Raw genomic sequence first — 14,592 nt, forward strand, 5'->3', positions numbered from 1 at the left:
GAGAGTCTGTAAAATAGCAGTCTCCTTGACTCGTCCGCGCACGATGAGCAAGACGGCATTTGCCACCAAACCTAACACCGCTGCCACAGCACCTAGTCCGAGCCAGCGCGTGAAGCTAATCAGCTCGATCATCTGTTTGGCTGTGTCAGCAAAAAATGCCTTTTCAGGTCGGGTGTTGGTTGGTTGTTGATCCGAGCGAAATGTTTCATCTATCTCGGCGGCGACTGAGTCAAGAAACTCTGATGACTCGACCTTGACATTGAATTGTGTGACCACACCCAAGCCAATTTTTGAGGCCTGCTGGAGGAAGGGCAAGTGGACATAGGCCACATTCATGTCTTGTGGCGAGTCGGATGTGATGGTCCCGGCCACATAGACATTGACGCCCACTGCTTCAAACTTATCTCCGGCGGAGAGCCCACGGCGCTTGGCAAAATGCTCACCAACCAAAGCCGCATCTGAGCGGCTACTAAAGTCCTCGAACGAGCCTGAAAGCACTTCCATCTCTGGGCTATATTGTTTCAGCGTTTCTGGCGGCACACCTCGGAAGGTGATCACATCGAGTGAGGCCCCACAGTTATTGACTGCAATTTGGATAGGAATCACTTCACGCACCCCATCGATTTTGCTGATCATCGGTGCGTAGTGCTCAGGGAGGCGGGAGGTCATCGGGCAAAAACGATTCTCACGGTAGACCACGAGTGTGGTGTCCGCGGCATTGGTCTCGGTAGCAACCGAGAGCGAGTGCTGCATCGTCTGCACCGAGGTATAGAGGAACATCCCCGCCGCCACACCTAAGATGGTGAGCAAGGAACGCATTCGGTGCCGTGTGAGGTTCTTTAGCGCTAGGATAAATATCTTCATGCTTTAGTGGCTGAGTAAATGCCCCTCGTCTACCAGTTTCCCCTTCTCTAACTGCAATGCTCGGTGCGCTGCAGCGGAAGCCTTCGGGTCGTGCGTTACCATGACAATTGTTTTGTTATGCTTCTCAGCCAGATCCCCTAACAAACGCAAAATAGAATCCGCCGATTCCCGGTCAAGGTCCCCTGTCGGTTCGTCTGCTACTAAAAGTTCCGGGTCGTGCACGATCGCTCGGGCAATCGCCACGCGTTGTTCTTGGCCTCCGGAAAGCTCCGATGGTCGGTGCTGGGCGCGATCTGAAAGGCCGACGAGACTCAGCGCAGCCATCACCTTCTCCTTACGCTCCGCCTTACTCCATTTGCCTAACAACAATGGAAGCTCGACATTTTCGTATGCCGAAAGAATCGGCACAAGGTGGTAGAGTTGGAAGATATAACCAACGTGCTCGGCACGCCAGCGAGTGAGCTGGGCACGTGAGAGCTTTGCTATGTCATTGCCATTGATCAGAATTTCTCCCGAGGAGGGAGAATCGATCCCAGCGATCAGATTAAGCAAGGTTGTTTTACCAGAGCCAGACGGCCCCATGAGCGAGAGAAACTCACCGCGGGCCACGTCTAACGATAATTTGTCGAGCGGGGTGATAGTTTCTTTATTTTTGTGAAACGACTTTGTCGCATCTTTGATTTCTATTAAATTTTGCATATTACTGAGGGGTGTTTGATTCTTGAACACGCTTGCCGTCAGCAAGCTCGGTGTGCGGTGGGAGGATGACCCGCTCACCAGATTTGACACCTGAGAGCACACGGATGTGGTCGTCTCGGCGGTCTTTACTTAGCTCGACGCTTCGGAGCTCTGCATCACCAGAAGGATTCACTACCCATATCTGCGAATCCCCCACCATTGCCGACTCCGGCACGTAGAGCGACAGGCTACCAGCACTGGTTGTACTCGTATCGTTTTCAGTTGGAGCGGAATAGAACTTAGCGCGCACGAGCATGTCTGGACGCAGGCGCACGTCGGGGTTTTCGATCGCCACCTTTGCTTGCAGCGTGTTGCGCTGGAGGTCAGCCTGACCACTGATCCGGGTTACCACACCGTGGAATGTTTTATTTGTTAGTAAGTCGCTCACCATCTCGACTTTCTGGCCAACGCCGAGGCCTGCAGCCTCGGTGAGCGGCACATCGATGCGCGCTTGGAGTTTCTCTGGGTCATAGAGCTCGACAATCACTGATGAGGTTGGGTCATCCATTTGCAACATGCGCTTTTTACCCGGTGCTGCATGGAGATGGAGAATAATGCCGTCATGCGGCGCGGTGATTCTTGTCCGATCTAAGGCCAACTTAGCCTGAGCCTCAGCAACCTTCAGCTCGCTCAGTGACGCTAGCATCGATTGTTTTTGCGCCGCTATTTGTTCAATCATTGCGGAGAACTCGGGAAGTTCGGCCTCGGCTTGGGCCACTAGCGCTTCGTGCCGGGCCACACTGAATCGGGCTTGCACGATGCTTTGCTCGGAAACGGCATTGCCGCCAATTGTTTCCAGGCGCTTGAGATTGTCTCGCTCTTGGTCGAGCAATCGCATGCCCGCAACGATTTTCTTTTCCGCAGCTGCATTTTGCGCTTCGATGATGGGAATTCCCAGACAATGGGCATCGATCGTTTTCTCCATGCTCTCGCACTTTTGTTTGGCTGCTTGGAGTGCTAGTTTTTGCTCGTCGTCTATCAGTGTGGCCAATAGTTGGCCTTTCTTTACTGACTGCCCTTCGAGCACCTCAAGCGTGTCGATAATTCCATTGATCAAGGCTGGAACGTAGGTGGTATATGGATCGGGCTCGACCCACCCAGAAGCCTGGAAGAGCATTTGGCTGCCATCTCTTGAGGTAACTTGTTCCCCCTCAGCTGCCCGAGCAGTGACCACTGGCGCAGTCTGTACCAGAGTGGCAGGAATGAGTCTGGAGCCAAAAAGAAAGGCAAGCACAAGGAGGAATCCCAGAAGGAGTCCAAGCGGTAGTAGCCAAGTTAGCGATACACGCTTGTTTAGCGTCAGATTGGAGGCATTGCCTCCACTTTGAGTGAGTGTGTCTAGTGACATTAAATTGGATAGGTATGATGAGAAAATGTGATGAGTCCGCACGGCGGATATAGCGCCACACCGGGGCAAGTTACGCAATCGCTCGCCCTCGCACGGAAATAAAACTAATGGACCGTTAAGCCTGGCCACAAAAATAGCCAAGCATCATCCCAAAGGAGAAGACGGCGTGGCTGCTTGATATCAAATTAAAAAGACAGAGTTCCTGACAAAGAGATGTACAGAAACTGTGGGTGGAGGTGGCTCTGGGCTACCACGTGAGAGGCACACTTTCTCCGGCAGGATTCTATCAACTAATAAATAGTCAACAGGTGGTAGTATGACGACCGAACTGATTGGTGAAAATTCAAAGTTACTCCCTTGATGGTACTCCCCAAGATCCATGGTAAAGCTCAGCATACAGTCCTCTTTTAAGCCGTCAGTTTTACAAACCGGCTGAGTCGTTACTTGTTCACTACAGCAGGAAGAACATGAAGACTCAGCTTTTACTGGCTCGACCTCACAGGCGCAATCACTCATCACAAATGAGCGATGACAGAGGCAGTATTTCAGGGCAGGCGTATCCAGAGCAACGACCAATGCCATCACACAGAATAGAAAAATACCTGTAAGTTGTTTTGCCACTTCCCTCATAAGAGGCTCACAGTCTCCCATTTATTCCGAGAGTTGTCAAATGAGGACAGAATCGGTGTGATTCACACAAAGCACTTCAAAAGCTAGGAGCGTTTGATGTACCATGACTCTTCCAATCTATCGCTGAAATCGGATCTACACATTAAGAACCACACCGAAAAATGTTAGGAAGGGCTCCCCCCTTATAGGTGCGGAGCTCAGGATTGCCTTATCCTTTTTTCTAGTAGCTCCTCAAACACTTGGCTAGCGTGAACGCTTGCGGGCATCAACTCCTGCTGATTGTTGTATCTAGGGTGAGTTTCGTTGTTCTTTTTGGGATCCATCGAGTATCACAGTCTTTTTGAGCTCTCTTGGGTGGATCTTTTTCAAGTCCACCGGAGCGGCAATTAAGCCTTGAACTCCCAGAAGAGAAGCTCAAGGAAACAGGCAATTCACTCTCAGTCTAACCGACTTCCGCTAAATCAAACTTTGTAAAAAAGTATTTTTAACGACTGCCCACATTCCTTAGCGGAGTTTGGGTTACTATTATTTAATATCTCGCTCTTGGCGGACTGTTTACTAATGGCTTGCGCCCACGTCGGAGGGCTTTTATAAGTCTTCAACTAACAAAGTATCACCTATGACTATCACCGCATCACTCATCGACTACAACGCTTACAAGCTGATCCACATCGTCGGCATCATCACTCTCTTCATGGGCTTCGCCTACGGTATGAAGTCCTGGACTAAAGGTGCGGCTATCGCTCACGGCATTGGTCTACTTCTCATAATCGTCTCTGGAATGGGGATGGTCGGAAAAAACTTCGCGCCATGGGTATTCATCAAAATTGCGATCTGGCTCGCTCTCGGCGGCGCACTCGTCCTCGTCAAACGTAAGGTCGTTCCTGACCTCATTGCTTGGATCATCCTTCTCACTTTAGGAACTGCTGCCGCCTGGACAGTCCTCTACGGTAAAGGCATTTTTGTCTCAATCTAATAGATATCCTTCTCTCAAATCATAAAAAAAGCGCAGCTGTGACAGCTGCGCTTTTTTTGTAGAGATTTAATCAGTCACTTGGTTTCAATAAATCGAGGTAGGACTGCCTGAGTTGCTGAGCTGAATCACAGAGCTTAGTCAGTTCTTCGTCAGTGATTTTTGCAGTAGGTGTGGCAATGACGCCAGCCTCCCCAACGATACATGGAATACCTAGAGGCGTGCTACGAAGTGCCTCGTCAGCAAACTGTGGATAGCATGCAGACACGGGAATGAGGGCCTGTGTGTCGTGCAGGATTGCATTAAGCACATGGACCGTCGCAGCACTGATGCCGAAGTAGGTAGCTCCCTTGCCTTGAATGATTTCATAAGCCTCTTTACGAACACTTTGTTCGATTTCCTCCCTCTCCTCTTCGCCAAGATATTGCTGCCCGGAAGTCGTTGACCATGCGACAAATTCGCTATCACCGTGCTCACCTAGAACATATCCGTGGGTGTTGTGAACGTTACGTTCCAATGACTCTGCGATTCTCCAGCGCAATCTCGCGGAATCTAAAAGTGTGCCGGTGCCAAAAACCTGAGCTGCTGGAAGGTCGAAATACTCTTGAGCAAGTTTGGTAACTATATCCACTGGGTTCGTCACCAGAAGAATGATAGAGCTCGGTTTGAGCGGCTGAAGTTGGTTTACCATGGTCTTGATCATGGCGGCATTTTTCGCCAGTAGATCGAGGCGACTCTCACCAGGTAGCTGGTTTGCACCTGCAGTGATGACAACAATATCCATTTCGTGGATGAGTGGGTCGTCAATGCTGATGGCATTGATTTTGGTGTTCTTTGAAAACATCAATGTGTCCTTAAGGTCCAAGATCTGCGCCGACGTGAGAGAATCTTTAATATCGAGAAGGTAAAAATGCGCTGGCAGGTTACTGGCAATTGCATGCTGAACAATATGCGCACCCACATTACCAGCTCCTACGACGAGTACTTTTTTCATAATAAAACAGTCTCTACGGCCACCTACTGACATCAAGGATAATACTGCAGAAACTTTCTACTTTTTTGATAATCCTAGCGTCAGCTCACAAAGCCCAAAACACAGCAATCTTTCAGCGTTAAGCAGAGAAGATATCTTGTATTGCGTTCTCTTATCTGGACTGCTGTGACTCGACACAGCGCTGGGGATAGACGCGGCTTGAAACGCGTGGTCGAACCTCCACCAAGAAACCTCTCTTCAATAAAGAACTACAAGTCACTAGGACAGTTGCTCTGCACCCACATGCGGCAAGCTGCAGCAGTCCAAAAATAATCATGCGAGCCGCGTGGTGAGAATAAAAAAAGCGCAGCTGTGACGGCTGCGCTTTTTTGAGTAAATCGTAGGGGTTCGGGCTAATTATTGACCCCGAGCATTGCGGAACGTTCGGCCGCAGCCCATAAGTGCTCCTCAAGCGCCTCACGTGCGGCATCCGCACCCGCACTTTTGATAGCATCAACGATACGTGTGTGCTCAGCGAGCGTGTCTAAACGCATCCCCTCAGTCGCCATTGCATGCGCCTCTCTAATGTAGCGCTGATAGTTTGCGTAGAGAGTTTTACCAATCATGTTGATGAAGGCATTGTTACAAGTTTCTAGGATGATGAGATGAAATTTTGAGTCCAACTTTCCGAATTCGACACGATCTGAAGTCTCACGCATTTGATCCAGAATATCAGTCAATAGCTGGAGCCGCGTTCCCTTGTTCCGCGTACTGCGCGCCAAACGTCCCACAGCTGCACCTTCGATCAGTACTCGAAATTCTAGCAAATCAGCATTAGCCTTAGCGTCGGTAGTGAGGCTGGAGTAGGCAGTCATCGCCTTGGATACCATTTCTAAGCTGCCTCCTGACACATAACTTCCGCTGCCGTTGACTGTTTCAATAATTCCGCGCCCTCTCAGCTCACGCAAGGCCTCACGCACTGCCGTACGGCTCACACCAAATTCTTCACAAAGCTTTCCTTCAGAAGGCAACTTAAACCCTTCCTCCCATTGACCAGAAAGAATACGTTTTTCCAGTTTCTGCTCCACTCCTTCACTCAAGGGGGCTTGTCGGACTGCTGCTTGGATACGCTCTTTACTCATGGAAGCCACATTTATCCTGTCACACAAATCGTGGCAACACTTTCCTCCGCGCTCTCCGCCAAGCAATTAACTACAAGAAATATGGATTGACTTCACCTCACCTATCATACAGGATCTATCTTTCATTCTGACTATGATCGATTCACACCACCACCTCTGGAACTACACCACCGAAGAATTCGGCTGGATCGAAAAGGATGTTATCCGCCAGAGCTTTCTTGCTCAAGAGCTCGATTCGCTACTGCAGGAGAACCAGGTGACTGGTGCCGTGGCGGTACAGGCTCGTACCTGTCTTGATGAGAATGATTTCCTTCTCGCGGAGGCTGCAGTCAGCCAGACTATCAAAGGAGTGGTCGGCTGGGTAGACCTAAAATCCGCTAATGTCGGAGCCCAGATTGATCACTACCGAAGCAACCCTCTTTTCAAAGGTGTGCGCGAGATCACTCAAGGGGCTGCTGATGTAGACTTCTTCAGTAACCCAGCATTCAACCAAGGAATTTGTGAGGTCACGGCACGCGACCTGACTTACGATGTGCTCATTTTCCAAGATCAGATTAAGGCAGCTACCAAATTCATCGATCAACACCCGAACCAACGTTTCGTGCTCGACCACGCAGCCAAACCTGAGATTCTTGCTGAAGAATTCCCTGACGCATGGCAAAAAGGTATTCAAGCAATGGCCGAACGCGACAATCTCGTCTGTAAGATCTCAGGCCTCGTCACCGAAGTCCGCGATGCATCATGGGACGCCTCTCTGATGGAGCGTTACTTCGACAGTCTACTCGAAAGCTTCGGACCTCAGCGACTAATGTTCGGCTCCGATTGGCCAGTCTGCCTACTCGCCAGTGATTACGCCCGCTGGAAAGACTGCGTAGAGCAGTACGTAGCTAAACTCAGCAACTCCGAGCAACACGCCATTCTCAGCGAAACCGCAACTAAATATTACGCACTCTAGGACTCCTACTACTCAGACTCTCTCACCGTAGGCGTTCCACCTATCACACAAGAACAGCCAAACTTTCCCACATTACATTTATGAAAATCGCAGCAGTCACAGGAGGCGGATCTGGAATCGGCCAAGCCATCGCCATCAAACTTGCAGCAGATGGAAACCACATCGCTATTCTTGATTTTAACACCGAAGCTGGTGACGCCACCGCTCATATCATCCGCGAAGCTGGCGGCTCAGCCGAGGTCATCCAGTGTGATGTTTCTTCCACTGAATCCGTAGAATATGCTTTTGCGCAGCTTGAGCGCGTTGACATTCTCGTCAACAACGCGGGGATCGCAGCCATCGGCAACGTTGAGGTTTGCACACCGGATGAACTCGACAAGATCTACAACGTGAACGTCAAAGGACTCTACCACTGCACGCATTTCGCTGTACCCAAGATGCTTAAAAATGGCGGCGGAGCTATCCTCAACCTTGCATCGATCGCCAGCAAGATTGGTATCCAAGACAGATTTGCTTACTCGATGTCCAAAGGCGCAGCACACGCTATGACTCTCTCCACTGCACGCGACTACGTCGACAAAGGCATCCGCTGTAACTGCATCTGCCCAGCGCGCGTTCTCACACCATTTGTCGAAGGCTACCTCGAGAAAAACTACACCGAAGAAGAGCGCCCAGCGATGAAGAAGACCCTCAGCGAGTACCAACCAATTGGCCGCATGGGAACACCTGAAGAAATCGGCGACCTTGCTGCCTTTCTCTGTTCTGACAGAGCATCCTTCATCACTGGATCCGCGTACGACATTGACGGCGGCGTGACACTTCTCCGCTAAAATTGTTTTCACTATTTGCTCTTATGCGATCACTCTTTTTCCTCGCCATAACTTCTAGCTCAGCTCTTGCAGCGGGCCAGACTGGCACGCAGGTTCTCAAGTTCAGTCAACCAGCCGAGAACTGGGAAAAGCAATCCATGCCGGTTGGTAACGGCATGATCGGTGCCAACCTATTTGGTGGAGTCGATGAGCCTAGCATGCAGTTCACCGTAGATTCTGTGTGGACTGGTAGCGAAAACCCGAGTGGTACTTATAATGCTGAAGACCGCAAGGTCAAGATTACCGCCAAAAAGTAAACTCTGAGAAGTTCACCATCTCAAATTTCCAATCACAAATACTTTATTTATGAAACTTATTCGATTCTACAAAGACGACGTACTCACACCCGGCATCATCTGTAAAGATTGCTCTAACACAGCTGTCGATTGCTCATCATTCGGTGAAGACTGGAACGAGCCATTCTTCGAAAACGACGGCCTCGAGCGCCTCCTCGCATTCCTCATGGAAAACCGCGCGAACCTTCCTGAGTCAAAGCTTGACGAGGTAAAGCTAGCTCCAGCAGTTGCGCGCCCATCGAAGATCGTCTGTATCGGCCTCAACTACGCGCTCCACGCCAAAGAATCTGGCATGGAACCACCATCTGAGCCCGTTGTATTCTTCAAATCAACATCTGCATGGTCAGGCCCTAACGACGACATCGTCATCCCGCGTAAATCAGAGAAATCTGACTGGGAGGTCGAGCTGGCTGTCGTTATTGGCAAGAAAGCCAAATACGTTTCCGAGGAAAATGCCCTCGACTATGTGGCCGGTTACGCAGTTCACAACGACCTCTCCGAGCGTGCTTGGCAGATCGAAATGGGTGGCCAGTGGGTCAAAGGAAAGTCAGCTGACACCTTTGCGCCATTCGGCCCATACATGGCAACCACCGACGAGATCACCGATCCTAACAACCTCAATCTCTGGCTGAAGCTCAACGGCGAGAAGATTCAGGACAGCACCACTGCTGACTTTATCTTCAACGTCCAGCACGTGATCTCCTACCTCTCTGAGTTCATGACCCTCCTACCTGGCGACGTTATCTCCACTGGAACACCCGCTGGTGTCGGCCTCGGATTCAAACCTCCAGTCTACCTCAAAGCAGGTGACGTGGTAGAGCTTGGCATAGACGGCCTCGGCATCCAGAAGCAAACAGCAGTTAAAGAAGCCTAATTCATTTAAGATTTTTGAAGGTAAGAGTCAGGACTACTCGTCAGTTTCCACACTTACCTTTTCTATCTCACCTTTTAAACTGAAGATGAAAGTCCTCCAACTCGACCCGCGCGACAACGTACTCGTCGCACTAACCGACCTGAAATCGGGTGAATCTGTTTCACACGATGGCACTACCTACGTACTCGCATCAGACATCAATGCTAAGCATAAATTCCCGGTGAGCGATCTATCCGCAGGCGACGATGTCTATCAATTTGGTGTCCTCGTTGGAAAAGCGACACAGCCGGTAGCTAAAGGTGAACTCCTGCATGTACACAACTTAGAGCACGCGGCCGAGTACTTTGGCCCAGATGACATCACAGCCGACAGCTTCGAGTGGACTACCCAGCCCGATGTTTCTGAGTTCAAAGACCTCACCTTCGACGGCTACCACCGCGAAGATGGACAGGTCGGCACCGCAAACTACTGGATCGTCATCCCAATGGTCTTCTGTGAGAACAGAAACCTTAAAATTCTCGAAGAAAGTTTCGTCAATGCTCTGGGCTACGGCAAGGCATCTCCATATGCTGCATTCACTCAGAATATCATCAACACCCACCTTAGTGGTGGTGAGCTCAGCGAAGTAACGTTAACTGACTCATCCAGCGATCCCACCAACCGCATTTTCAAAAACATCGACGGCATCAAATTCCTCAGCCACTCTATGGGCTGTGGTTCTGACCGAGGTGACTCAGACGCGATCTGTGCGCTTCTTGCCGGCTACGCAACTAGCCCTAACGTTGCCGGCATCACAGTGCTCTCACTCGGTTGCCAACACGCTCAGTTTTCTATCCTAGAAGATTTCATCAGGCAACGTTGTCCAGACTTCAACCGTCCACTTCTCAAGTTCGAACAGCAGAAATACCCCTCTGAAAAGAAGTTGTTAGAAGATTGTATTCGAGCCACTTTCGACGGGTTAGTCGCCGCTGACGCAAAATCAAAGCGCGAGCCAGCACCTCTTTCCAAGCTCACCATCGGTCTCGAATGCGGTGGTTCTGATGGTTTCAGCGGACTTTCAGCAAACCCAGCGATCGGTCACGTTTCCGACTGCATGACTCTGCTTGGCGGAAAATCTATCCTCTCCGAGTTCCCTGAACTCTGTGGAGTTGAAGGCGAAATGATCAAGCGCTGCAAGAGCAAGCCTCTAGCAGAACGATTCATCTCGATCATGCGAGCCTACAATGCTCGCGCCAACGATGTGGGGTCAGATTTCTCGACCAATCCATCACCTGGAAATATCAGCGACGGCCTCATAACCGATGCTATCAAATCGGCTGGAGCAGCAAAAAAAGGTGGCACCGCACCCATTGTCGATGTTCTCGATTACACGGAGCCATGCACCAAGCCTGGACTCACACTCCTCTGCACACCTGGCAACGACGTAGAATCCACCACAGCGATGGCAGGCTCATGGGCTAACATCATGCTATTTTCTACTGGCCTCGGCACCCCTACAGGTAACCCCATTAGCCCAGTGATCAAAGTGGCATCTAACACCACGACGGCGACCAAGCACAACGATCTCATCGACTACGATGCGGGTGTTATCATCACAGGAAAAGAATCCATCGCACAAGCCGGCTCCAACCTACTCAAACTCATCATCGAAACTGCCTCCGGTCGCTATACCCCAAAAGCTGTAGGACTGGGTCAAGACGACTTCATCCCGTGGAGGCGAGGTGTTTCTCTTTAATTTAAGATTTAAAATCAATGAGGTAAGATTGCTCGAATGAATGAAACCTTGCAGCTTTCTAATAGCACTTAGGTCTTAATCGTGTTGATTTTTGTATGCTCAAAGTGGGTGTAGCTAGGAGAACAGGGCTCAACGTGAAGCGGCCCTTAAAGAAATCACTGAAGAATTGGATTCCACTTCATTCTAAAAAGCCGAGAGGGGTGGCTATCCCCTCAATTTTCAACAACACCAAAAACTAACCAACTATGAAGAACCATTCTACAAAGCTGAGAGTAATCCTCTATCTTTTGTGGGAATGACTTCATGGCAAAAGGCTAAACTGCTGGGATCGTCAGCAAATCAAAGACTGAAGACGTTGGTTGCTACACTAAAATAAATCCAGCAATCACAAAAATTTTCATTCTTCTCGTGACTTTAGATTTCGTACGGGTGGCTATTCTATTAACCATAGAGCTCGCTCCATTAAAGGTAGCAAACTAACTCAGGGCCATTACTACCGCCACGCTAAAAACCATCCGAGAAGATACCTAACAAAAATTAAGAACACTTACCTCATGAATCTCAAACCTTAAATTGTTATGCTAAAAGGAATCTCACCACTCATCTCACCTGAACTTCTCGCTACTTTGTGCCGTATGGGCCACGGAGAAGAAATCGTATTTGCCGACGCTCACTACCCAGTCCACCAGTTTGGTCAGCGAGTACTACGCGCAGATGGACTGCAAATTCCAGCTCTACTCGATGCTATTTTACCGCTGCTCGAGCTTGATTCTTATGATGATGCCCCAGTCATGATGATGGAAGTAGTTGAGGGTGACTCCCCCGATCCAGCGGTCGAAGCCAGTTACACATCAGCGATCAATGCACATCAAGCCAACGTCCCTGCTATTCGTAAAATCGAGCGATTCGCCTTCTATGAACGCACAAAACAAGCCCACGCCATCGTGGCCACCGGCGACACGGCCAAGTACGCCAACATCATTCTCAAAAAAGGAGTCACACCTACTGCGACTTAAGCATCTAAAATTGTAGAATTAGGATAGCATAAAACCTGCTCACCTCGAGCACCTCTAACAAATCGACCCCTCGCCTAACCTTAAAATACCCACCACATATAATGAATAAAAAACCCGTTATACCAAAGGAATATTTAGTTCCTTTCATACTAGTCACCATACTCTTCGCCCTTTGGGGATTTGCTAACAACTTCACAGACCCGTTAGTAAAAGTATTCAAAGACGTCTTCGCGATCAGTAATGCTCAGTCTTCTGTCGTGCAAATGGCTTTCTACGGAGGCTATGCAACAATGGCTATCCCAGCAGCGCTTTTCATCCGCAAGTTTTCCTACAAGTCAGGAATCCTAGTCGGCCTTTCACTCTTCGCTATGGGAGCGATGCTCTCGATCCCCGCTGCTAACTCCGTGAACTTTTGGCTATTCATTGTAGCCATCTACATCCTCACATTTGGCTTGGCATTCCTTGAGACCACTGCAAATCCTTACATCCTATCCATGGGCGATGAATCGACTTCCACTCAGCGCCTCAACCTAGCTCAAGCATTCAACCCGATTGGATCGCTCTCTGGTGCCTTCATCGCAGCGTCACTGGTTCTTTCCAACATCCAGGTCGCTGACTTTAAAAATGACATCGCAGGTTACAAATCTGAGCTATCTGCGGAGAAAGAGGTAGTATCCAATTTGGAAATCCTACCATTCCTTAAAGCGAAGGAAAGAGAGAGAAACAACGACGAAGGAGCTAAAGCATACGTCGTCGAGACCTCTCCTGAAGAAACCACCGTTGATCAAGCGCTCGTGGATTTCCGCGAAGGAAAGATCGAAACTTACCAAGGCCAAACATTCCCACAGATACAAAAGCACGATCTCAATTTGGTTTCCTCGACCTACATGACTCTAGGACTCGTTGTCATCTTTGTACTCATCATATTCATCATCAAGAAAATGCCTTCCACAGCAAGTAATGATGATGACCACGACCTGCACTTTGGCTCCACGCTCAAACGTCTCTTTGGTAACCCACGTTACGTCTGGGGTGTGGTTGCTCAGATGTTCTACGTTGGAGCACAGATCATGGTTTGGACATTCATTTTCCACTATGCTGAAGCAATCGGCATGGATAGCGCAACAGCTGGAAACCACCAAATTGCCGCACTTATACTCTTCCTAGCATTCAGATTTGTCTGCACAGCATTCCTCAAGTTCATCGCACCAGGAAAACTGCTATTTCTTCTCGCAGCAGCAGGTGTGGGCTGCACACTGGGAGCTATTTACCTCACGGGTATGAACGGTCTGTACGCTCTCATGCTCGTATCAGCGTGTATGTCACTCATGTTCCCTACAATCTACGGAATGGCTCTCGAAGGTGTTGGCCAAGATGCTAAGCTTGGTTCTGCCGGCCTCATCCTCGCAATTGTTGGTGCTGTCTGGCTCACAGGTTTCCAAGGACAAATCCTTGACCTCGAAAGCTTCATGGGGACATCTGCTATCCGTGGCTCGTTCTTCCTCACAGTCGCCTGCTTTGTGATCATCTCAATTTACGGATTTGCGTTCCGCAAGCCACGGTCTGCATAATTCACCTCGATCTCAGATCTTTTAATGGCCTCTTTGGATATTTCCGAAGGGGCCATTTTTTTTAATGATCGACTCATTAAAACCAGTCAACGCTTATTATTTTTATCGTATTCTCTGTCCCATTTGCCATCTATCACGTGTTTGGTATGATAGATCCACCGCAACTGTGGTACCATTGAACTTCAATTCTTCTTCTCATGAGCTTAGACCAACTATTTCAATCAGAAAACCAGAAAATTGTTCAAGTCCGACAAGAAATCAGCGAAGTCGTTGTCGGCCTCAGTGATCTAGTTGATCGCTTAATCGTCAGCCTCCTCTGCAATGGCCACGTCCTGATCGAGGGTGTTCCAGGATTAGCAAAAACGCTAACCGTCAGCACCATGGCCCAGACCCTTGGAGTCGCATTCAGCCGTATCCAGTTCACTCCCGACCTGCTCCCTGGTGACCTGATCGGCACGCTGATCTACAACCAAAAAACTGGCGACTTCACCCCACATAAAGGCCCCCTCTTTTCAAACATTGTGCTCGCCGATGAGATCAACCGCTCGCCCGCTAAAGTCCAGAGTGCATTGTTAGAAGCGATGCAGGAAAAACAAGTAACCATCGGC

14 protein-coding genes are annotated in these 14,592 nt (G+C 49.5%); 9 read left to right on the plus strand and 5 right to left on the minus strand.

The genetic code is table 11. The features are described from left to right. The 3 genes from ABGY95_RS06660 to ABGY95_RS06670 form a co-directional block, all read right to left on the minus strand. Positions 1-864: ABC transporter permease (locus ABGY95_RS06660; protein WP_347440910.1), on the minus strand; the 864-nt coding region annotated here is incomplete at its 3' end. 3 nt (positions 865-867) lie between these two features. Further along, positions 868-1,563, minus strand: coding sequence for an ABC transporter ATP-binding protein (locus ABGY95_RS06665; RefSeq protein WP_347440911.1), 696 nt, complete (start codon positions 1,561-1,563; stop codon positions 868-870). A gap of 1 nt (position 1,564) precedes the next feature. After that, entirely contained in the window at positions 1,565-2,950 is a 1,386-nt protein-coding gene (locus tag ABGY95_RS06670) for an efflux RND transporter periplasmic adaptor subunit (RefSeq protein ID WP_347440912.1), read from the minus strand. A 1,249-nt stretch (positions 2,951-4,199) separates the two neighbouring features. Between ABGY95_RS06670 and ABGY95_RS06675 the strand changes: the two genes are divergently transcribed. Continuing rightward, positions 4,200-4,556 (plus strand): hypothetical protein, encoded by a 357-nt coding sequence (locus tag ABGY95_RS06675; RefSeq protein ID WP_347440913.1) that lies wholly within the window; start codon positions 4,200-4,202, stop codon positions 4,554-4,556. A gap of 70 nt (positions 4,557-4,626) precedes the next feature. Here ABGY95_RS06675 and ABGY95_RS06680 read toward each other — a convergent pair whose 3' ends face one another. After that, positions 4,627-5,547, minus strand: coding sequence for a hypothetical protein (locus ABGY95_RS06680; RefSeq protein ID WP_347440914.1), 921 nt, complete (start codon positions 5,545-5,547; stop codon positions 4,627-4,629). A 392-nt stretch (positions 5,548-5,939) separates the two neighbouring features. After that, positions 5,940-6,668, minus strand: a complete 729-nt coding sequence (locus ABGY95_RS06685) for an FCD domain-containing protein (RefSeq protein ID WP_347440915.1) — start codon at positions 6,666-6,668, stop codon at positions 5,940-5,942. A 133-nt stretch (positions 6,669-6,801) separates the two neighbouring features. Between ABGY95_RS06685 and ABGY95_RS06690 the strand changes: the two genes are divergently transcribed. From ABGY95_RS06690 to ABGY95_RS06725, 8 genes are all read left to right on the plus strand, one after another. Next, positions 6,802-7,623 carry an amidohydrolase family protein gene (locus ABGY95_RS06690; RefSeq protein ID WP_347440916.1) on the plus strand — a complete coding sequence of 274 codons (822 nt, stop codon included), beginning with the start codon at positions 6,802-6,804 and terminating at the stop codon, positions 7,621-7,623. 80 nt (positions 7,624-7,703) lie between these two features. Continuing rightward, positions 7,704-8,453, plus strand: a complete 750-nt coding sequence (locus ABGY95_RS06695) for an SDR family oxidoreductase (RefSeq protein WP_347440917.1) — start codon at positions 7,704-7,706, stop codon at positions 8,451-8,453. Between the two features lie 23 nt (positions 8,454-8,476). Beyond that, positions 8,477-8,749, plus strand: a complete 273-nt coding sequence (locus ABGY95_RS06700; RefSeq protein WP_347440918.1) for a glycoside hydrolase N-terminal domain-containing protein — start codon at positions 8,477-8,479, stop codon at positions 8,747-8,749. 49 nt (positions 8,750-8,798) lie between these two features. Next, positions 8,799-9,662, plus strand: coding sequence for a fumarylacetoacetate hydrolase family protein (locus ABGY95_RS06705; RefSeq protein ID WP_347440919.1), 864 nt, complete (start codon positions 8,799-8,801; stop codon positions 9,660-9,662). Positions 9,663-9,747: 85 nt separating this feature from the next. Beyond that, positions 9,748-11,397, plus strand: coding sequence for an altronate dehydratase family protein (locus tag ABGY95_RS06710; RefSeq protein ID WP_347440920.1), 1,650 nt, complete (start codon positions 9,748-9,750; stop codon positions 11,395-11,397). Between the two features lie 578 nt (positions 11,398-11,975). Next, the gene (gene fucU / locus ABGY95_RS06715) at positions 11,976-12,413 is read left to right on the plus strand and encodes an L-fucose mutarotase (protein ID WP_347440921.1); all 438 of its coding nucleotides are present in this window, start codon (positions 11,976-11,978) and stop codon (positions 12,411-12,413) included. Positions 12,414-12,514: 101 nt separating this feature from the next. Then, positions 12,515-13,984: an MFS transporter gene (locus ABGY95_RS06720; RefSeq protein ID WP_347440922.1), complete on the plus strand. Its 1,470-nt coding sequence runs from the start codon at positions 12,515-12,517 to the stop codon at positions 13,982-13,984. Between the two features lie 197 nt (positions 13,985-14,181). Further along, positions 14,182-14,592 (plus strand): AAA family ATPase (locus ABGY95_RS06725; RefSeq protein WP_347440923.1); only part of this gene is annotated, 411 nt, incomplete at its 3' end.

The organism is Rubritalea sp., from assembly GCF_039830215.1.
Classification (GTDB): domain Bacteria; phylum Verrucomicrobiota; class Verrucomicrobiia; order Verrucomicrobiales; family Akkermansiaceae; genus Rubritalea.

Excerpts from the sequence above, each read along its gene's own strand:
- ABGY95_RS06695 (WP_347440917.1), top strand. The coding sequence starts at position 7,704 with ATGAAAATCGCAGCAGTCACAGGAGGCGGATCTGGAATCGGCCAAGCC.
- fucU (WP_347440921.1), top strand. The coding sequence starts at position 11,976 with ATGCTAAAAGGAATCTCACCACTCATCTCACCTGAACTTCTCGCTACT.
- ABGY95_RS06690 (WP_347440916.1), top strand. The coding sequence starts at position 6,802 with ATGATCGATTCACACCACCACCTCTGGAACTACACCACCGAAGAATTC.
- ABGY95_RS06675 (WP_347440913.1), top strand. The coding sequence starts at position 4,200 with ATGACTATCACCGCATCACTCATCGACTACAACGCTTACAAGCTGATC.
- ABGY95_RS06710 (WP_347440920.1), top strand. The coding sequence starts at position 9,748 with ATGAAAGTCCTCCAACTCGACCCGCGCGACAACGTACTCGTCGCACTA.
- ABGY95_RS06700 (WP_347440918.1), top strand. The coding sequence starts at position 8,477 with ATGCGATCACTCTTTTTCCTCGCCATAACTTCTAGCTCAGCTCTTGCA.
- ABGY95_RS06720 (WP_347440922.1), top strand. The coding sequence starts at position 12,515 with ATGAATAAAAAACCCGTTATACCAAAGGAATATTTAGTTCCTTTCATA.
- ABGY95_RS06665 (WP_347440911.1), bottom strand. The coding sequence starts at position 1,563 with ATGCAAAATTTAATAGAAATCAAAGATGCGACAAAGTCGTTTCACAAA.
- ABGY95_RS06685 (WP_347440915.1), bottom strand. The coding sequence starts at position 6,668 with ATGAGTAAAGAGCGTATCCAAGCAGCAGTCCGACAAGCCCCCTTGAGT.
- ABGY95_RS06680 (WP_347440914.1), bottom strand. The coding sequence starts at position 5,547 with ATGAAAAAAGTACTCGTCGTAGGAGCTGGTAATGTGGGTGCGCATATT.
- ABGY95_RS06670 (WP_347440912.1), bottom strand. The coding sequence starts at position 2,950 with ATGTCACTAGACACACTCACTCAAAGTGGAGGCAATGCCTCCAATCTG.
- ABGY95_RS06705 (WP_347440919.1), top strand. The coding sequence starts at position 8,799 with ATGAAACTTATTCGATTCTACAAAGACGACGTACTCACACCCGGCATC.